At 40.8% G+C, this 19,878-nt stretch carries 19 protein-coding genes; 12 read left to right on the plus strand and 7 right to left on the minus strand.

The genetic code is table 11. The features are described from left to right. Nucleotides 1-299: 299 nt before the first annotated feature. The 9 genes from M3O96_RS13695 (at nucleotide 300) to M3O96_RS13735 (ending at nucleotide 7,961) form a co-directional block, all read left to right on the plus strand. On the plus strand, nucleotides 300-1,211 hold the full coding sequence (locus M3O96_RS13695; protein ID WP_249721299.1) for an alpha/beta hydrolase: 912 nt from the start codon (nucleotides 300-302) through the stop codon (nucleotides 1,209-1,211). A 77-nt stretch (nucleotides 1,212-1,288) separates the two neighbouring features. After that, nucleotides 1,289-2,134, plus strand: a complete 846-nt coding sequence (locus tag M3O96_RS13700) for a sulfurtransferase (protein WP_249721300.1) — start codon at nucleotides 1,289-1,291, stop codon at nucleotides 2,132-2,134. 31 nt (nucleotides 2,135-2,165) lie between these two features. Then, entirely contained in the window at nucleotides 2,166-2,543 is a 378-nt protein-coding gene (locus tag M3O96_RS13705; RefSeq protein WP_249721302.1) for an iron chaperone, read from the plus strand. A gap of 154 nt (nucleotides 2,544-2,697) precedes the next feature. After that, the gene (locus tag M3O96_RS13710) at nucleotides 2,698-2,889 is read left to right on the plus strand and encodes a hypothetical protein (protein ID WP_249721305.1); all 192 of its coding nucleotides are present in this window, start codon (nucleotides 2,698-2,700) and stop codon (nucleotides 2,887-2,889) included. Nucleotides 2,890-3,054: 165 nt separating this feature from the next. Beyond that, nucleotides 3,055-3,903: an N-acetylmuramoyl-L-alanine amidase-like domain-containing protein gene (locus M3O96_RS13715; protein WP_249721308.1), complete on the plus strand. Its 849-nt coding sequence runs from the start codon at nucleotides 3,055-3,057 to the stop codon at nucleotides 3,901-3,903. Nucleotides 3,904-4,343: 440 nt separating this feature from the next. After that, nucleotides 4,344-5,189, plus strand: a complete 846-nt coding sequence (locus M3O96_RS22050; protein ID WP_283773998.1) for a collagen-like domain-containing protein — start codon at nucleotides 4,344-4,346, stop codon at nucleotides 5,187-5,189. A 185-nt stretch (nucleotides 5,190-5,374) separates the two neighbouring features. After that, entirely contained in the window at nucleotides 5,375-5,542 is a 168-nt protein-coding gene (locus M3O96_RS13725; protein WP_249721311.1) for a hypothetical protein, read from the plus strand. 291 nt (nucleotides 5,543-5,833) lie between these two features. Then, nucleotides 5,834-6,724: a hypothetical protein gene (locus tag M3O96_RS13730; protein WP_249721314.1), complete on the plus strand. Its 891-nt coding sequence runs from the start codon at nucleotides 5,834-5,836 to the stop codon at nucleotides 6,722-6,724. Between the two features lie 736 nt (nucleotides 6,725-7,460). After that, the gene (locus M3O96_RS13735; protein WP_249721316.1) at nucleotides 7,461-7,961 is read left to right on the plus strand and encodes a hypothetical protein; all 501 of its coding nucleotides are present in this window, start codon (nucleotides 7,461-7,463) and stop codon (nucleotides 7,959-7,961) included. A 95-nt stretch (nucleotides 7,962-8,056) separates the two neighbouring features. Here the strand turns inward: M3O96_RS13735 and M3O96_RS13740 are convergent, their stop codons facing one another. From M3O96_RS13740 to hisG, 5 genes are all read right to left on the minus strand, one after another. Further along, on the minus strand, nucleotides 8,057-8,917 hold the full coding sequence (locus M3O96_RS13740) for a serine hydrolase (RefSeq protein WP_249721319.1): 861 nt from the start codon (nucleotides 8,915-8,917) through the stop codon (nucleotides 8,057-8,059). Nucleotides 8,918-9,091: 174 nt separating this feature from the next. Continuing rightward, entirely contained in the window at nucleotides 9,092-10,186 is a 1,095-nt protein-coding gene (gene hisB, locus M3O96_RS13745) for a bifunctional histidinol-phosphatase/imidazoleglycerol-phosphate dehydratase HisB (protein WP_249721321.1), read from the minus strand. 164 nt (nucleotides 10,187-10,350) lie between these two features. Next, nucleotides 10,351-11,412 (minus strand): histidinol-phosphate transaminase, encoded by a 1,062-nt coding sequence (gene hisC / locus M3O96_RS13750; protein ID WP_249721323.1) that lies wholly within the window; start codon nucleotides 11,410-11,412, stop codon nucleotides 10,351-10,353. Continuing rightward, complete coding sequence (gene hisD, locus M3O96_RS13755) at nucleotides 11,412-12,704, minus strand: histidinol dehydrogenase (protein WP_249721325.1); 1,293 nt, start codon at nucleotides 12,702-12,704, stop codon at nucleotides 11,412-11,414. Before hisD ends, hisC begins: the two co-directional genes overlap by 1 nt. A gap of 517 nt (nucleotides 12,705-13,221) precedes the next feature. Beyond that, nucleotides 13,222-14,082: an ATP phosphoribosyltransferase gene (hisG, locus tag M3O96_RS13760; RefSeq protein WP_249721327.1), complete on the minus strand. Its 861-nt coding sequence runs from the start codon at nucleotides 14,080-14,082 to the stop codon at nucleotides 13,222-13,224. Between the two features lie 525 nt (nucleotides 14,083-14,607). On the opposite strand from hisG, the gene M3O96_RS13765 reads away from it, so the two are divergent. Next, nucleotides 14,608-15,582: an RraA family protein gene (locus M3O96_RS13765; RefSeq protein ID WP_249721331.1), complete on the plus strand. Its 975-nt coding sequence runs from the start codon at nucleotides 14,608-14,610 to the stop codon at nucleotides 15,580-15,582. A 276-nt stretch (nucleotides 15,583-15,858) separates the two neighbouring features. Then, nucleotides 15,859-16,644: a tetratricopeptide repeat protein gene (locus M3O96_RS13770; RefSeq protein WP_249721335.1), complete on the plus strand. Its 786-nt coding sequence runs from the start codon at nucleotides 15,859-15,861 to the stop codon at nucleotides 16,642-16,644. A 298-nt stretch (nucleotides 16,645-16,942) separates the two neighbouring features. Here M3O96_RS13770 and M3O96_RS13775 read toward each other — a convergent pair whose 3' ends face one another. Beyond that, a complete protein-coding gene (locus M3O96_RS13775; RefSeq protein ID WP_249721338.1) occupies nucleotides 16,943-17,821 on the minus strand; it encodes an ATP-grasp domain-containing protein in 879 nt (292 codons plus the stop codon). A gap of 107 nt (nucleotides 17,822-17,928) precedes the next feature. On the opposite strand from M3O96_RS13775, the gene M3O96_RS13780 reads away from it, so the two are divergent. Continuing rightward, nucleotides 17,929-18,675, plus strand: a complete 747-nt coding sequence (locus M3O96_RS13780) for a polyprenol monophosphomannose synthase (RefSeq protein ID WP_249721342.1) — start codon at nucleotides 17,929-17,931, stop codon at nucleotides 18,673-18,675. Here the strand turns inward: M3O96_RS13780 and M3O96_RS13785 are convergent. Next, nucleotides 18,659-19,876, minus strand: coding sequence for an ABC transporter permease (locus M3O96_RS13785; RefSeq protein ID WP_249721344.1), 1,218 nt, complete (start codon nucleotides 19,874-19,876; stop codon nucleotides 18,659-18,661). The two genes, M3O96_RS13780 and M3O96_RS13785, sit on opposite strands and share 17 nt — an antisense overlap. Nucleotides 19,877-19,878: the final 2 nt, after the last annotated feature.

Here is a 19,878-nt window from a genome sequence, read left to right on the forward strand (position 1 = left end):
AAGGAAAAACAGGGGAGAAATCTTTTGTAATACACAACCAATGTCGTTTAGTTAGGGGGATTCGATAAACTTTTCCAAAGTTCGGAATAGATGTTTTAAGATTTGAATGGTCTGGTCCCAACTTTGGAAAAGGTTTGTATAACGCAAAAGCTTATCTAAACGACATTGAATACACAACTTTAAAATCCCAAAATAGCCATTTCACATTTACCATTTTTGCTGAATTTGACATAACTTTAATTCAATCATTCCTCCTGATTTTCGGATTTCTTTACCATTTTCATTTGACCAAACATGTTATGAAAATTAAATACAAATCATATTTCAAAGACCCAAAAAAGGACATTGCCTATTTTGAAGATTGGGTCAGGAAATTGGAAAAAGAGAATGGGCGTAAATATCAGAGACATGCGGTCAAAACATCCTTGGGAAATACCCATGTTTGGAGTCTCAATACCGACAAAGTGGAGATTGAAACTCTGGTGATATTTCCTGGAGCAAGGACTACCGCTTTGATTTGGGATTTTGACAAAGGACTTGACCACCTGAAAATGAAGCTCCGGATTTTTATGGTTGAGACCAACGGATTGCCCAATCTGAGCGATGGTGCTACTCCGGATATCAAGACCTTGGATTATGGTCATTGGGCAAAGGAAGTTTTTGAAGGTCTTGGGATTGAAAAGGCGTTTATTGCAGGGGCATCTTTTGGGGGATTGATCTGCATGAAACTTGCGCTCACCAATCCTGAGAAAATCAAATCAGCATTCCTTTTCAATCCCGGTTGTCTACAGCCTTTTTCTTTGAAATTATCTAACCTTTATTATAATCTCCTCCCCATTATTAGCACAAATTCCAAAAATATCCAGAAGTTTTTGGAGCGAGCTGTTTTCTCCAAACCAAACCATCAGCTTTCTTCATTTGCTGAAAAAATGCTTGTGGATTATGAGGTTTTTGCAATCAGCCGGTACAAGGACAATACCCAAAAACCTTATTACATGGATACCGAACTTGCCAAAGTAAAAACAGAAATTTACCTCCTGCTTGGCGACAAGGATTTGCTTTTCCCATTTGAAAAATCCAAGAAAAATGCCCAAAAGCACCTCAGTAATCTGACAGAAATTAAAATTTTCCAGCATGTGGGACACGGCATTGAGACTTTTGAAGAGGCAATGAATTATATTGGGGATGTAATTGCATCAATCCAAAAGTAAACTCTAGCAGCAACATTTTTTTAAGTCGAAGAACCAAACCATTTAACGCCATTTCACAACCCGAAGCATATTCAAATATGATCCATATCCAATCCCCCATTATCTCAGCTTCAGATTTACTTACATTATCAGATTCATCAGCATTTGTGCTTATTGATGCACGATTTGGCAAAGAAAACTACTACAAATCCCATCTCCAAGGAGCTTTGCATGTCGATCTGAATAATCAGCTGTCTGATATCAAGGCAGATTTTGCGGATGGTGGAAGGCATCCTTTGCCTGCTGCCAAGCGGTTTTCGGAACTTTTGGAATCACTTGGCATCAGCCAAACTTCCCATGTTGTGGTGTATGATGACAAGAACGGAGCAAATGCAGCCGCAAGATTTTGGTGGATGATGAAAGCCGTGGGCCATGAGAAAATCCAGGTTTTAGATGGGGGAATGGATGCGGCGATCCAAGCGGGTTTCCCGGTTAGTTCGGAGGTAGAAAAAACCCCTGCAAAGGGAACTTACAAAGCAGATCAATGGCAATTGCCGATTGCAGACATCTCCGAAATCGATGAAGTATCGCAGGATAAAAACTACCTGATCATCGATGTCAGAGAAAATGAAAGATACCGGGGAGAAAAAGAGCCCATCGACTTGGTGGCAGGCCACATCCCCGGAGCGATGAATATTCCTTTTGCTTCCAATCTTGACCATAAGGGATTTTTCCTTTCTCCTATCGAACTCAAGGCGAAATATGAAGAAGCCTTGGAAGGAAAGTCAGCCGAAAACATCATTGTGCATTGCGGTTCAGGTGTCACGGCTTGCCATACGCTTTTGGCTTTGGCGCATGCCGGCATGGAAATCCCCAAACTGTATGTGGGTTCCTGGAGCGAATGGTCAAGGAATGGCAGAGAAATAGCCACAGAATTAGGCTAGGAATTTAAAAATCAACTATTCTTTTGACCAAATGAAACCAGCCGCCAAAGACACCGACGAATACATTTCTGATTTCCCAAAGGACATCCAGGAAAAGCTCCATCTCATCCGCAGGACGATCAGGCAAGCTGCTCCTGATGCAGTAGAATGCATCAATTACGGCATCCCAACTTTTAAGATTCATGGCAATCTTGTCCATTTTGCGGCGTACAAAACCCACTTTGGCTTTTATCCCGGTGCTTCGGCAATAGTTGAATTTAAGAAAGAACTTGCCCTTTTTAACACTGCCAAAGGAACTGTTCAGTTTCCTTTGGACAAACCCCTTCCTTTAAAAATGATTTTGGATATCGTGATTTTTAGATTGGATGAAAATATGAGGAAGGCCAAGCCAGTGAAGAAGAAAAAGTGATTAAAAATTGTAGGATAAACGAACAGGCATGAACCGCCACATTACTTAAGTATGAATAAGGGGATATTTAAAAACCGTAAAACTTTGTAAGATCAAATCTAATCCGAAAGAATGCCGTAAAAATCAGGTATTTATCTCATAAACCCAGATTTTTATGGAAAAACAAATCCAGTTTCTAGCCATTTTTATTTTGATTTCTTCATGTGCAAGTTTGGATAGGAAGGAGATTAAAAAACTCGATAGAATCCAGTTTCAACCATTACAAATCAACCCTGAACTAGAACCAAATGATTTAAGGATAGACGTTATCCGGCAATCCCTTTGCAGGGGAAGCCTTGGGGAATGATTGAATTTTCACTCCTTGATCCTGACCATAATTTGTTGACTTTTGGGCAATTCTCATAACTTCTTGAAAGTAGCATCCCCTTTGCTTAGGCAGTATTTCATTAAATTAAATATGGTATTATAAAAAAAATCGTTCAATTTGAATAACCATCATTTATCAATTTTCATGCGGTCGATTCTATTTATCCTCTTCTTCATTCCTTCTTTTGTTCATTCCCAAACTGTTTGCACTTTGGAAAGCCGTCAAAGGCTAGATTCGGCTTTGAACATGCTCTCTCATAGGGATCATTCCCAAAAGTCTATGAATGACCTGACCATCGAAATCGGCACGTGGTTTTTGAATACACCCTATGTAGAGAAAACATTGGAACTACCGGGAGATGAAAAACTGGTGGTGAACTTGATGGGCTTGGATTGTACCACTTATTTGGAAACTGTGGTTTCATTGGCTAGGACAGCAAAGGGAGGTAAATTGACTTTTGAAGCTTATACGGAGGAATTGGAAAAATTAAGATACCGCCATGGGGTGAACGATGGGTATTCTTCCCGTTTGCATTATTTTTCAGACTGGATTTACCAGAATGAGGAGAAGGGGATTTTGAAGGATATCAGCAAAGAAATCGGTGGAAGCGTTTATGAAAACAATCCATCCTTTATGACTTCCAACCCAAAATTTTATCCACAGTTATCCAATCCCGATTATATCAATCAGCTAAAAGAAACAGAATCTGAAATAAAATCCCGGAAGTATTACTATTTGCCGAAGGCCGAAATAAAGGCTCACGAAAACAAAATCAAATCAGGAGACTTGATTGCCATCACCACCTCGATAACAAACTTGGACATTGTCCATGTGGGATTTGCCATAGAAAAAGAAGGACGAATTCATTTGCTCCATGCGAGTTCGGGATCAAAAAAAGTAGAGATTTCAGAAAAACCCTTAAGTGACTACCTTATGGCAAACAAATCCCAATCCGGGATCATGGTCAGTCGCTTGGTGGAAGCTGGGAAGTGATTTCCGATGGATTGTGAGTCCTGATTTTAATGAATGGGAAGTATCAAAATTAAAACATACCTACTTATTGGTTTTTTCCTGATTAATGATTCTGCTAATCTTCCTTGCCCAATATTTTTTTTGAAAAAAATACAACCGAATCAAAAAAATCATTTTTCTATCCATTTCGATTTGAATTTTTGTATTTGAAATATTACATTATATGAAATTCTAAAATTTTTGAATAACTAAAAATAAAAAACGGTTTATGTAGAGATCATCAAAATACCTAATTGAGGATTCTCCACACTTTAATTGGCCACATTCCAAGCAAAAAAAGTTTAGATATCGCATTAGCCTAGCGAAAACTTTCTTGCAAAAATAAAAGCTCCTTACAAAGCATGTTTGGGTTTTCCCAATCAAGTTCATTTTTAATTAACCTCAACCAAAATAACATAATTATGAAGTCAACATTCAAGATAGTCTTTTATTTGTGGATCCTCGGAACTTTATTTGGCTGTGTCAAAGATGAACCCCCGCTCATGGGCCCACAGGGAATTCAGGGCGTAAAGGGAGATCAAGGAGAACCAGGCGATCCAGGCCTCCAAGGGGAAAAAGGGGAACAGGGTCAACAAGGAGAGCAAGGGATACAAGGCGCCACAGGACCCCAGGGACCCTCAGGGCCCTCAGGGCCTCAAGGGCCAGTCGGAGCAACGGGGCCTCAAGGAATCCAAGGTGAGGCAGGTCCACAAGGTCCTAAGGGGGAACAGGGTCCTACTGGACCTCAGGGAACAATAGGTCAGCCGGGACCTCAGGGACCTCAGGGACCACAAGGACCTCAAGGGCCTAAAGGAGACCAAGGTTCACAAGGAGACCCGGGAACGGCTAATGTGATTTACTCTGATTGGATTCCTTTTGATGTGACCAAATGGTCAGGGCCCACCCAATTTTTCAATCAAAATAGGATCACCTACACTATAAACGAAACCAGGATTTCATCCGATATTCTTGATAGGGGTATAGTTGCAGTGTATGTCAAGTTCACTTTTGTGCCGGGTGTAGTTCTTCCGCTTCCGATTTCACAATCTATTACGCAAATCAAAAACCAAAGGCTTATTCACTATTTGCAGCTGGATAAAATAATACTCTCACTTTCAAATGAGGATAATACCAATGCCAATCCAATAGATGGGGAAGGAAGTTATAGGTTTGTGATCATTCCGGGAGGCACTCCCTCCGGTAGGATGGTTCCTGTAAATGTAAAAGATTACAGAGCTGTGAAGGCTTATTATGGGATTCCTGATTGAGGAATTAGATAATCATTTGGAAAAGAATAATTTATCCCTTTCTTTTCAATTCTAAATAAATGCGGGAAACTTCTTTCTATGAAAAATTTCCCCATTCTTTTGGTTTTTGTTATCTACGGTTGCTCTCCGAATCAAAATGATTTCTCAGATTAATCGTGAACCATTTTCAGACGCAAAATATAATAGTGGAGCGCGGCGAATTCCGGGGAAAATCCAGTTGGAATACATTGACCTTGGCGGCGAAGGTCTACAGTGATTCGATAAATTCCGGAAGCGGAAGGCTAAATCCTCCCGATGGAACATACTTGAATGCATTCAGAATCAACGAACCTGTAGACATTTCCTACACCTAATCGAGGGACATCGATGACCATGATTTTAATTTGGTGAATCCAGAATTGGATCAGCTGTATGTTGGTTGGACAGAACCCGAAGAGTGGCTTTCCTACACGATTGAGGTCAAAAGAGGTAGCTATCAGGTTGGATTGATAAAGGTTTGGAAAAAATAACGCTTCATACAGTTGTGTAGGGAAACAAGATTTTTGACTATTTGAACTCCTTCCTTGTCAGAGATAAATTATATATATAGCCAAAGACTCAGGCATATTGATTAATTTTAGGGATACTGCAAGACAAAAAAATCCATGAAAAGTCAATCCATAGTCTACCTTTTAGCTTTAATTTTTATTGTTTCCTGTTCCACGCCCCAGCGTCCGGACATTGATTTTGAACAGTGGGGTAAGTATTGGTTTCAGGGAAAGGCAGAAATAAGCAGTTTTGACCTCACCCAATATCGTTATGGTGAAGCAAGAGAAGGCGAAGCAGTTTTGATCTTTGTGACGGAGGATTTTTCAAGAAAAAAGCAAGTCAAGTTGGATGATCCTGAGGCTAAGAACTCTGATAAAATATCTGTCCTGAAGATGAACCAAACGAGGGATTTTGTGACGGGCATCTATCCCTATCACATGATGCTCTCGGCTTTTACGCCTACCAAAGAACAAAGTCAGGGATTGAAATTTACAGCTTCATCCCAAGAATGGTGTGGGCATACCTTTACCCAACTCAACCTCAAAAGTGGTGACAGCTACAACGGCAAGATTTTTTCCTACTTCGAAAAAGAAGGAGACGATTCGTTTTCTTTTGGGGGCATGGCGGAAGATGACCTTTGGAACCTGATCCGCATCGATCCCAAGCAAATCCCGACAGGAAGCGTGCAGATGATGCCTTCACTTTTTTACCAAAGATTCACCCATCAGGAATTCAAAACTGAGGAGGCATTTATCCGTGTTGTGGATCTCAGTGATGGCAGGAGCCAATTGGAAGTATCCTATGCTTCGGGCAGCAGGGTATTGAAGATTGACTTCGAAAAGGGATTTCCCTATCAGATTATGGGTTGGGAAGAAAGTCAAACCAAAACCGACGGTACCAAAGAAATCACCAAAGCGACGCGCAAAGGTTTAAAAATTGTGGACTATTGGACCAAAAACAAGGTCGAAGATGAATTTTTGAGAAAGGAATTGAATCTTAGAAATTGAGATTTACTTTTCCAAATACTTCATTTTATTTTCACATTTATATAAACCAAAAAGGATATGGCGGGAGCAGAACAAATAAAAGAAAAATTTCACCTCTTGATTGATCGGATTGAAGATCAGGAATTAGTTAAAATTTATTATGACTTGGTACAGATGCTAAATCAAAACGAATAAGGTAAACTTTGGAATGGTCTGACAGAGGGTGAAAAAAATGAATTACTTATAAGTTATGAGGAAAGTAAAGACCCGACCAATCTAATCAGTCATGACATTGTCAAAAACAACATACTGAATGGTTAAAGAGATAGTTTGGACAAAAAGATCACTGACCAAATTCAATTCAATAATTAAATTTTTAAATGAAAGATGGGGTGAAAATGTTACTGTTTCTTTTATAAATAAATCTTAAGATATCATTGATCTACTAGCCCAACAACCCTATTTGGGAACTTTAGAAAATGAAAAATTAGGAATAAGAGGCATTTTGATAACAAAACATAACCGGATGTTCTACAGAGTAACTGAAAAACAAATCATCCTTTTAAATTTTTTCAACACCAGTTTAGGTGATTCTAAGAAAAAATATTGATTGTCAAAGGGGTAATTTTCTATCATGATTTTTTGGAAACTTTCTCAAAAATCTTTTGAATTAAATTCTATTATCCTGAATTTCAATCCTGTAAAATATATTTTTTGACCAAAACAAATATATTTGAATACTAGAATCAATACTGTTATGAAACTAATTCTTGTTTTTGCCATATTATCCGGTTTCTTCCTTTCTGAAGTTCAGGCCCAACAAAGGACTGATTTTAAAGAACCTTCCCAAATGTCAAAATATGATTTTTTGACTTTGACATCAAAATCAGATTCACTGACGGCGGTTGTCAATATGTTTTTCAGGAAAAGGAAAAGTGCCACCACCACTGGGCTGATTGTAGGAGGAAGTGGATTATTGATCGGTCTGGTAGTGACTTCAGCAAATACTACTGACCAAGCAATTGGGTTGATAGGCGGAGTTTTAACCGGTCAGGTTCCTGAGGAGACCAAAGATCCCGGAGGTGAAATTGCCTTGATAGGACTTGCAGGTGGAGCGGCGATAACAACAATCGGGCGATCCAAATACACCAAAAATAATTTATACAAAATAATATCGGAATATCCGGAGACGAAAAAAATCCCTTCCAAATATGCAAGCAAACTGTCACCTAGAGATTTTTCTTTTATGAGAAACTAGACTATGGCTTTTTGAAAATTTTAGCGTTTTTTGCTTTGTTTGACTTGATTCAAAATATTCAATACTACCTAAAAAATAAAAGCAATAGTAAGATATTACCGCTCAAACCATTCCCACAAAACCTCGGAGATCCTTTTTTGCAAAACCTGTGCTTCGTTGTCGTCTTCCCATCGTTGATCCTCGTTGTTTTTGGTAGCGATATAGAAGACATAATCGCCTTTTGGGGCATTGACCAACACGAGTTCAGAACGGGAAGCATTGAGCATTCCCTGTTTGGATGCGGTCTGCACTTGGGCGGGAATTGCCGACAGGGCATACTCATCATAAAAAATATTGCCCATCAACCGGTACATCCGGTCCGAAGCTGCAGAACTGATGACTTCACCTTTGCGGATTTTTATTAGAAGATTGGCCATCTCACGCGGAGTGGTCTGTCCCCAACCGTATTTTTTCCAGATCTCTTCCCTTCCGGGAGTTCTTGAATTTACCCGCGTATGTTGCAGGCCGAGACTTTCCATAATTTCATTGATCCGCTCTCCCCCACCCGCCAAAGCCTGACACCAAAGCGAGGTCGTATTGTCACTGTAGGTAATCATAAGCGACATCAGGACGCTGAGTTCTGTTTCAGTACTGTCCTTGAAATGCTGCATCAACCCAGAACCACCGTATTTGATCGAATCCCTGTAAATCATTTTCTGATGATAGGCCAATTCTCCCTTTTCAATCTTGTCCATCACGCCGACCAAAATCGGTACTTTGACAACACTGGCAGTTGGAAAAATGGTATCAGCATTGATCGCCGCCTCTTCTCCTGTTTCTAGGTGTAGGACATAAATGCCTACATCCCCTCGAAACCCTGCTGTTTCCTTTTCCAAAACCTGCTGCAAGGATTGCTTTTGAGCAAAGGAAAATGGAGGTACCAAAAGAAAAACCGCAAGAAAATAAAGGAGACGCATAGTGAATGGTTAATTGGTTACAGGGTTAATTGTTTAATTGTTTAACTGAAACTGTCAAATCGGGACACTGTGAACTGCTTACTGTTGTTACTGAAAACTGCTTCAAGCAACTGAACACTGCCAACTGCGACCAATATCCCTATTTCATCCTTCAACCCTCTCCCTTCATCCTTTCTACAGAACCCCCTTGGTGCTTGGCAATTGGTTCAAAGCTGAAATATCCTTTGCGACGGCCATTTTGATGGCGCGGGCAAGGGCTTTGAATATCGCTTCGATCTTGTGGTGCTCATTCGTTCCTTCAGCTTTGATGTTCAGGTTGCACTTGGCAGTGTCGCTGAAAGATTTGAAGAAGTGGTAGAACATTTCTGTCGGCATGTCTCCGATTTTTTCTCTTTTGAATTCCGCTTCCCAAACTATCCAAGGTCTACCGCCAAAATCGATCGCCACCTGCGCCAACACATCGTCCATCGGTAATAGGAAACCATATCGGTAAATGCCTTTCTTGTCTCCCAAAGCTTTCAAATAGGCTTCTCCCAAAGCCAAAGCGGTATCTTCAATCGTGTGGTGCTCATCGATATGCAGGTCGCCTTTGACTTCGATCAGCAGGTCAGTTCCTCCATGCCTGCCCAATTGCTCAAGCATATGGTCAAAAAACGGCAATCCTGTGTAAATTTCACATTTTCCAGAACCATCTAGATTGACCCTGATGTGGATTTCTGTTTCAGATGTTTTGCGGAAAACCTCACCAATCCGAGCCGGCATTCGAAGGAATCTGTAAATCTCATCCCAGCTTTTGCTACAAAAAGTCGCTTTTTCATCGGGATTTCCGATGTATATGGACTTGGCACCCATGTTTGTCGCCAATTGGATATCTGTCTTTCGGTCTCCGATGACATATGAATTTGCCAAATCATAAGAACCATCAAAGTACTCCTCGAGCATCCCAATTCCCGGTTTGCGGGTATGGAGATTTTCGTGTTCAAAGGATTTGTCGATGTGTACTTTGGCAAATTTGACACCTTCGTTTTCTAAGGTAAGCATCATCTTGTTGTGTGCCGGCCAAAAGTTTTCTTCGGGAAAAGAGTCCGTCCCCATACCATCCTGATTGGTGACCATGACCAATTCGTAATCACATTCCTCGGCGATTTTTCTCAGGTTGGAAATTACCCCGGGAAGAAACTCCAAGTCCTCCAAACTGTCTATCTGAAAGTCTGTCTGCGGCTCAACAATGATGGTACCATCTCGGTCGATAAAAAGTGCTTTTTTCATATTTATTTCTTAATTGAACGTCGTTTATTTTTGTGGAGCCAAATATGATTTGAGGTTCTTTTACTTCTCAAATAGATATTAATTGATACTGGATATTTATTGATATTTGGGATCAATGAAATTATTCAGATCCGGTTTTAAACCAGATATTGGGATAATAAATGTCAAACTGATTGTCCGGCGAGTTTTTTGAATGATTTAAGGAACGCTTCATTTTCCTCCCTTGTGCCTACGGTAATCCTCAAACAATCTTCACACAAAACCACTTTGGAGCGGTCGCGGACGATGATTTTGTTCGACACCAGGTCATCGTACATCTTCTTGGCATCCGGAACTTTCACCAAAAGAAAATTGGCATGGGAAGGAAACACTTTTTTGACAAAAGGCAAGCCTTCCAAGTCCTTTTGGAGATGTTCTCTTTCCTCCAATATTGTCTTCACTACTTTTCCGATCTCATCAGCTTTTTCAAGTGAGGAGAGGACTTTTTCCTGAGTCAATCCGGAGACATTATAAGGTGGTTTGATAAGGTTGAGGATGCGGATAATCTCTTCCGAAGCAAATGCCATCCCGATCCGCAGGTTAGCAAGTCCCCAAGCCTTGGAGAAAGTCTGCATCACGAGAAGGTTGGGATATTCTGGCAATTCGGAAGTAAAACTCTCCTCATCGCTGAAGTCTATGTAGGCCTCATCCACGACTACCAATCCATCAAAACCTGCTAGAATTTCCCGTATGGCCTCCCTTTTCATTTTGTTGCCACTCGGATTATTGGGAGAACATACAAAAATAACCTTGGTGTTTTCATCCACCGCCGCAAGGATTTCTCTTGGCCTGAGTTGAAAGTCTTCAGTCAGATTTACCTTTTTGATGGCAATGTCATTGATCGAGGCCGAGACTTCATACATCCCATAAGTTGGTGGAAGCAAAATGATATTGTCTATTCCCGGGCTGCAAAAGGCTCTCATCAACAGGTCAATGGCCTCGTCACTTCCATTTCCAAGGAAAATCTGTTTTGGAGAAACACCTTTGATCGCAGACAATTTGGATTTGATTTCCTGTTGGTAGGGATCAGGATATCGGTTGAATGCCTCCCCTGTCAGCGAACCGTAAGGATTTTCGTTGGCGTCAAGAAACACCCCGTCATGACCCGAGTATTCATCCCTTGCGGAAGAATAGGGTTTGATGTTTAGAATATGGGGGCGAAGGATTTTTTGGATATCAAAAGCCATTACTTTTTCTCTTTTATGTATTTGAGGCGGATGCTGACAGCATTCTTGTGTGCCTCGAGCAGTTCATTGGCAGCCATGATTTCAACAGTTGGACCAAGCTTCTTGATGCCTTTCTCTGTGATTTTCTGGTAAGTGATTTTTTTGACAAAACTATCCAAAGAGACTCCGCTGTAGTTTTTGGCATAGCCATAAGTCGGCAAAGTATGGTTTGTACCTGAGGCATAATCACCTGCCGACTCTGGTGTAAAGTTACCAATGAAGATAGAACCTGCATTGACAATCTGAGAAACAACAAATTCCTCGTTTTCGACACAGATGATCAAATGCTCCGGTGCATAGTCGTTGATCAGCTCTATGGCATTCTCTTCTTTGCCCATGATGACGGCTACCGAGTTGTCCAAAGCACGCTTGGCAATGTCTTTTCTTGGAAGTTTGTCCAATTGCTCCTCCACTTCTTTGAGGACTTTTTTGGCTACTTTTTCGGAACTAGCTACCAAGATCACCTGAGAATCCACACCATGTTCAGCTTGGGAAAGCAAATCCGCAGCCACAAAGGCAGGAACGGCAGAATTGTCCGCATAGACCAATACCTCCGAAGGTCCCGCCGGCATGTCAATGGCTACCCCTTTTTTGGTGGCCAACTGCTTTGCAGCCGTGACATATTGATTTCCTGGTCCGAAGATCTTGTCCACTTTGGGAACAGATTCTGTCCCAAAAGTCATCGCGGCTATGGCCTGTGCCCCACCGGCTTTGACGATTTTATCAATTCCTATCAAGTCGGCAGTGTAAAGGATGGCCGGATGGATGTTTCCGTCTTTGTCAGGTGGGGTACAGATGACGATTTCTTCACAACCAGCAAGATTTGCAGGAATTCCCAACATCAACACCGTCGAAAACAGTGGTGCCGTTCCACCTGGAATGTATAAGCCTACCCTTTGGATAGGAACTGATTTACGCATGCAGGTCACGCCTTCCATTACTTCCATGACAAGGTCAGGTTGGGCTTGGGCAGCATGGAATTTCTCTATATTTTCTTTTGCAATTAAGATGGCTGATTTCAGTTTTGGATCAACAAGCTCACGGGCTTGAAGCACTTCCTCATTACTGACAAGCAATGTTTTGATATTGACATGATCGTATTCCAAAGCAAATTTTTTCAAAGCTTTGTCCCCTAATCTATTGACTTTCCTCATGATCGGCTTGACGATCTTATCGATTGCTTTGGTCTTTTGAATTGGCCTCTGCAACGCTTTGGTCCATTCAGACTTGGTTGGGTTGTATATGGTTTTCATGGAAAATGGTTCTAGTGGTTGTAATGGTTGGAGTGGTTGGAGTGGTTGTAATTGTTGTAGTGGTTGTAGTGGTTTTAATTGTTGTCTGCTTCGCGTTGTCAGGTTTCTATCAGGTTGTCGAGACCGTCACCCTGAGGCACGAAGGGTCTCGTTTTTTATTGTTCTAATTGTTCTAATTGTTGTAGTGGTTGTCTGCTTCGCGTTGTCAGGTTTCTATCAGGTTGTCGAGTCCGTCACCCTGAGGCACGAAGGGTCTCATTTTTTATGGTTGTAATTGTTGTAGTGGTTCTATTGGTTGTAATTGTTTTAGTTGTTGTATTGGTTGTCTGCTTCGCGCCTGCCTGCCGTAGGTAGGTTGTCAGGCTGTCAAGTTTTTGAAAAGTCGTGGTTCTGTTGATCTGTAACTGAGACTGCTACCTTCGACTATCTTCTCGCATCCCGCTTCTCGCTTCTAATGTCTCAAATCTCATGTCTCACATCTCTTGTCTCACATCTCCTATCTCAAATAACCATTTTCTCAAATAACCATTTTCTCAATCGGCACGACCAAGATTCCTTCAGCACCGGCGGCACGAAGACCTTCGATGTTTTCCCAAAACTGGTCTTCACTTAATACTGAATGGACAGAGGACCAACCTTCTTGTGCCAATGGCAATATGGTTGGACTTCTCATCCCTGGAATCAAAGAGATGATTTTGTCGAGGGAAGCATTCGGAGCATTGAGGAGAACATACTTGTTGCTTTTGCCTTTTTGGACAGCATTGATTCTGAAGAGCAACTTGTCAACAATCTCTAATTTTTCATCAGGAAGGTTTTTGTGGCTGATCAGCACTGCTTCTGATTTGAAGATCTGCTCCACTTCAATGAGTCCGTTCATCATCAGTGTGGAACCGGAACTTACGATATCACAAATGCCCTCCGCCAGTCCGATACTTGGTGCAATCTCTACAGAACCACTGATTTCATGGATTTCAGCTGATATATTTTGGGACTTCAGGTAGTCCCCAAGAATCTTTGGATAGGAAGTCGCAATGCTTTTTCCGTCAAAATAACGAACATTTTCATAATGTTCCCCTTTTGGAATGGCAAGAGAAAGCCGGCATTTGGAAAAGCCCAATTTCTTGAGCACGGTTACTTCTTTGTCTTTTTCGACCAACTCATTTTCTCCCACAATACCCAGGTCAGCTACTCCATCAGAGACGTATCCCGGAATGTCATCATCCCTCAAAAAAAGGAATTCAATTGGAAAATTGGTGGAAGTGGACTTGAGTTTGCCGGTACCATTATAGAATTTGATGCCACATTCCTTGATGAGGCTAAGGGAATCTTCACTGAGTCTACCGCTTTTTTGTACGGCTATTCTAATAATTGAATTCATGGATGCAATATACGTTTAGTATCAAAATGCCAATAAGAATTTTGGATGATAGGGCTGAATGAATATACCAACAGCCGTCCGCGGGCGATATGTCAAAAATTCCCTCCTTAGGAGGAATGATGCAAATTGTGTGCTCCACCGAGATTGGAGTGGACAAGAAAAACAGAACTGTAAGGAGGCTTATTCATTGCGTAGGCAAAGTTACTACAGGCTTTTTAACTAGCAAGAAAGAGCAATTGTTTTTTGTGGGGAGTATTAATGACCAAGAATTTCCGGTGGTTTTATTCTCCACACTTACCTTGAAAATCAGCCATTTATCCAAATTTGATAGTTTTCTTGGTAAATAATGGTTTGATTATCACCTCTTCTGATAGATGCGAATTTATTTCTAGATTCAAGGAGCTATTGCCAGGAAACGAGAAAAAGTCAATAAGCTGTACCATAAAACAATAAAACCAGACAACAATGACAACCTAAAAACGCGAAGCAGACAACCCTTCAACCATTTCCAACCCAACATACACCATGAAAAAAAACCTATTGACAACATTGATTTTTGCAGGATTAATCCTCTGTACACTTACTCCTTCTTTCGCCCAATATGACAGGGTAGCTATGGATAGGGAATATATTATTTCTTTGACTTCCCGTTGGACTGGAGAACGATTGCCTGATGGAAGGCCTTTTGTTTCGGATGAATTATTGGAAAGGCTCAAAAGCGTTGTGTTGACCCATGCTTGGGGAGGATTGCGCAGCCATAAGTTCAACAATCAGTACCAAGGAGATTGGATGATGATCCATCCTGACAAAAATACAGTCATGACTGGACGGGCCGTGACTGCCCAATATATGCCTCAGCGACCTGATTTCGGGGATTTGATCAGGGAAGTCGGTTTGGCAGAAGGCCATGGTGAAAAGGCCCAATCCAATGTTTGGCCCATCGAAATGCTAAAAGACGGCGATATCTATGTAGCTGATGGCTATGGAAAAGTCCAACAGGGAACACTGATCGGTGACCGCTTGGCCAATTCGATTTATACCAAATCTAAGCGTGGTGTCATATTCTACGGGACAGTCAGGAATATCCAAGAGATTAAAAAAGTAGAAGGATTCAACGGTTGGATCCTTGGAGACCATCCTTCTTCCATTGCTGAGATGATGTTGACATCGATCAATGCTCCTATCAGAATCGGAGATGTGACTGTTCTGCCGGGTGATGTGGTGTTCGCAAGTCCTTACGGAACGCTATTTTTCCCTGCTTACTTGGTAGCAGAGATCGTCCTCAATGCTGAAATCAGCAACTTGCGTCATACTTACGGCATCATGCGTAATAAAGCAGGTGATTGGACTACAGGTCAGATCGACAGCAATTACTCCGAACAGATGAACAAGGAATTCTTTGATTACCTCAGAAGCCTTCCCGACAGCAAATTGCCTATGCCAAGGAAAGAACTGAATGATTATATTGAAGGAAGAAAGGATAAAAATATTGGCGGATAATTGAAAGTTTGTGAAGACACAAACTTGGGCAAGATTGATTGATGAAGTTGGAATTTGTGGGAACACAAACTTTGGCGAGGCTAAGTAATTTTGGTGAAATTAAAAATTCAGTTGGGCTTTGGAAAATGGTGAACAATACGCCTTTTCCAAAGCTTTTTTAGTCTAGATTCATTTCAAAACTTTTATCACCCAAGTAAAATCAATTTGAGTTTTTATTTATTACAATTATGAAAATTTCGTAATGTTTTGTTATTTTTAGTTTTAAATAAAAAATTCATGCGTTCCATTTTCGCCATTCTCCTCTTAGTAATCTTTGTTTCATGCTTTGGAAGCTTCTCAGAAGGTGAAAGGTATTTTCATCAAGCAGATTATGAAAGTGCCATTTCAGAGTTCTCAAAAACCCTTTTTCTTAATGTCACAGACGTCAAATCCCTGCACCTTAGGGCTAGGTCTTACGAGGAATTAGAGGAATTTGACAAAGCCGTGGAGGATTACAAAACCATTATCCATTATGACCCGACCTATGCACAGGCCTATGCAGGCATCGGTAAATTATTTTGGAAAAGGGAAGACTATAAAAACGCCCAAAAATACCTGCTCCTTGCAGCCAAAGAAGATGGAAAGGATTATGAGATTCTGTTTTTACTGGGAAGGGCCATGCTGATGAATGAAGAATACAGGAGTGCTGATGAATTTTTACAGCTTGCCAAAGAATTGAATCCCAAAGATTCGCGCGTTTATTTCTATCAGGGAATGGCGAGGTCTCAGATTGGTGATATTTTAGGTGCAGCAGGATCATTCACTATGTGCCTGAGACATGATCCTGAAAATACTACAGCCAAATATAACCGTGGTTTGATCCTTTTACTGTTGGGCAATTCCGATTGGGCATTGGAGGATTTTGAGGATGTGCTGAAAGCCAACCCAAACCATATCGAAGCAATGGCGAGAAGGGGAAATGCCAAACTGGATATCAATGACCCAACCGGCTGCAAAGACATCAGAGAAGCCGCAAAAAAAGGAAGCGTTTATGCGCAGATGAATCTGGGGAGGTGTGAGTGAGTGTTGGTTAATTGGTTATTTGGTGAATTGGTTAATCGATGAGAACCTTTGAGGTCTCTTTTTGACCTCGAAGGTTTTCGGTTAATAGTTGAACACCGCTCCATGAGCGAAGTCGAAGGGCTCGCATCTTGATACTTGATAATCAATACTCAATACTGTATTAAAATTTTTCACTCGTCCCTCCTTCGAAATGACATGGAAAACCTTTTCCTTCAGAATAGCCTAGTACTTTAATTAAGCATAACTGCCAACTGCGACTGAAAACTGCTACTCCTATTTCTCTCGCCTCTCGTCTCTCTCAAACCCCAAACCTCTCTCTAATCGCATTTTTATAATTTTCTCTACCCTCTTTGGAAGTAAATAGAAAAAGATAAGGTTCGATGAGTTCCAATTCCATGAGATAAAAAACGCCTTTGATCCAAACCCCATCCACCCTAGCATACAAGGTATCGGATGCAAAATCATCGATGATTTTTTGGATATAAACCAACTCGATCAAAGTCGGGTCGATAGGATGGATCTGCCCACCAAAGAAATGTTGCACCCGAAATTCTCCCAATTTGGCACTTTTCAATACTGCATGGGAAAATTTCTCATTGAAAAAAAGGTAAGAAACCTCCCCTATTTCAGCCACTTCCTTGACAAATGGTTGGAGCATAAAATCCTCGGAAGCGAGCAGGTTTTGAATTTGTCCCTGTTGTTCCCGCCAATTATTTCTTTGGATTTTCAAGGTGTTTTTCGCACCACCGCTGACGGTAGGTTTGATTACGATCTGGTCTGTATCAAATTTCTTGAAGCAAGCCTCAATGTCAGGGAATTGACCTTTATCATTAAAAATCGTCGGCACGATGGAAAATCCACAATCTTCTATCTCTTGTAAATATCGCTTGTCAGAATTTCGAATGATCAGATCGATGTCATTGACCACCGGAATTCCCAAAGTTTTGATCTTTTGGCACCAAGCCAAAAACTCAGGATAGCGGTCGAAATAATCCCATGGGGATTTCATCAACAAATGTGAATAAGAACTCCAATCGACAGATGTATCTGACCAAATCTCAAATCTGAAAACCACACCTAACTCGGAAAGAATTGCTTCGAGCATTTTGTCCTCATCCGGGACATCTTCTATGGCATAGGAACCTTTCGCCTCATAGGTGATAACTGCAATTCTCATGATTTTGGGTAATTTTTTTCGATCGCAATTATATGTTAATTTTTGCAGAATATTAGTTCAAACTTATATTTCCATGCATTTAATCATATTTTTGGGTTTCGAATTTTATGAACAGAGAAAAACTTGTCATCATCCCCACCTTCAATGAACTGGAAAACATCCGTGACATCAGTTTGACGGTTATGGCATTGGATGGGGAATTTGAATTGCTCATCATCGACGACAACTCTCCTGATGGAACAGCATTGGAAGTCAAAAAACTACAGAAATTATATCCTGAACGAATTCACATTATCCAAAGAAAAGGTAAACTAGGATTGGGAACAGCATACATCGAAGGTTTCCAATATGCTTTGAGAAACGGATATCAATTTATTTTTGAGATGGATGCTGACTTTTCGCATAATCCAACAGACCTGATCAAATTACACAAAACTTGTGCAGAAGATGGTTTTGACATGGCCATCGGTTCGCGCTACATTACCGGAGTCAATGTTGTCAATTGGCCGATGGGAAGGGTTTTGATGTCCTTTTTTGCGAGCAAATATGTGCAATTTATCACCGGTATGCCCATCAAAGATGCGACCGCGGGGTTCAAATGCTACACGAGGAAAGTTTTGGAAAGCATCAGATTGGATAGGATCAAATTCATCGGTTATGCTTTTCAGATTGAGATGAAGTTCACTACCTGGAAACTTGGATTCAAGATCAAAGAGGTTCCTATTATATTTACCGACCGCACAAAAGGAACTTCCAAAATGAATACCCACATATTCAAAGAGGCTGTTTGGGGAGTCATTTACATGAAATTTTTAAGCTTTTTCAAATCATACAAAATCAATCAAAGCGTATAGCTTTTATCGGTTGAATATTACTGATCAGCATTGCGGGAATAAATAAAACGAGTGTGGTCACCAAAAGCACGGCCGCATTAAGAATAAAAAATACAGGCCAATTCCACGATATCGGCACAAAATCCATGTAGTAACTTGCAGGATCAAGAGAAACGATATTGAATTTATCCTGCAAAAAACCAAACCCAAAAGCAATACTGTTTCCGATCAGCAGTCCACGGCCGATAATCCTGACACCATTCCATACAAATATCTTCCTGATCTGTTTGTTGGTAGAACCTAGCGCTTTCAATATTCCGATCATCTGAGTCCTTTCCATGATGAGGATAAATAAGATGGAAACCATGTTGAAAGCCGCTACAAAAAGAATCAATCCTAAAAAAATGTACACATTGTTATTGAGCAATATCAGCCAATCAAAAATCTCAATGTATTTATCCGTCATCTTGATCAGCTTGAGGTCAAAATCAAGAGTATTATAAATAGGCTCAGCCATTTCATCCAATTTTTTGTTGTCATGGACAAAAATTTCAAAACCTCCGACTTGGTCGCTTGACCAACCATTTAGATTTCGGATGGTCTGAATATCTCCGATGATGATCTTGTCATCGAAATTTTCCAGGAATGTCTCATAAAGTCCGACAATTTCAAATCGTCTGAACCTTGGCGGTTCCTGCACAAAGTACATGGTAATCCTCTCTCCAACTTCCAGCATCAGCTTGTCAGCAATCTTGCGGCTTACCAGGATTTCATTGGTGGCACCAGAATCCGAAAACTGGATAAACCTGCCCTTGATGATTGAATTTTTGAAACTCAACGAATCAAAATCGGGCCCTACCCCTTTCATCAAAACGCCTTCAACCTCCTCATCACCCTTCAATAGTCCGGGCTTGTGGGCATATACCTGCACATGGCTGATCAGCTTATTTTGAGGGAAGTTTTTATAGAAATCTGAGGATATGGAAGTTGGACTTTCTTCGAATGCATTACTGGAGACAAACTTTTGAACCTGATAATGTCCCGTAAAGGAAAAAACCTTCTCAGAAATTTTGTCTTGAAAACCTCCCAAAATCATGAATGAAATCAGAGAAACTGCAATTCCAATTGCCACCGAAGCAACAGCGATGCGATGGATTGTTCCGGTAAAACCGCCTGTCCTCTTAAAACTGATTCTTTTGGCAATGAAATAGGAAAGGTTCAATG

It is taken from the genome of Aquiflexum sp. TKW24L, assembly GCF_023502205.1.
Taxonomy (GTDB): Bacteria; Bacteroidota; Bacteroidia; order Cytophagales; family Cyclobacteriaceae; genus Cognataquiflexum.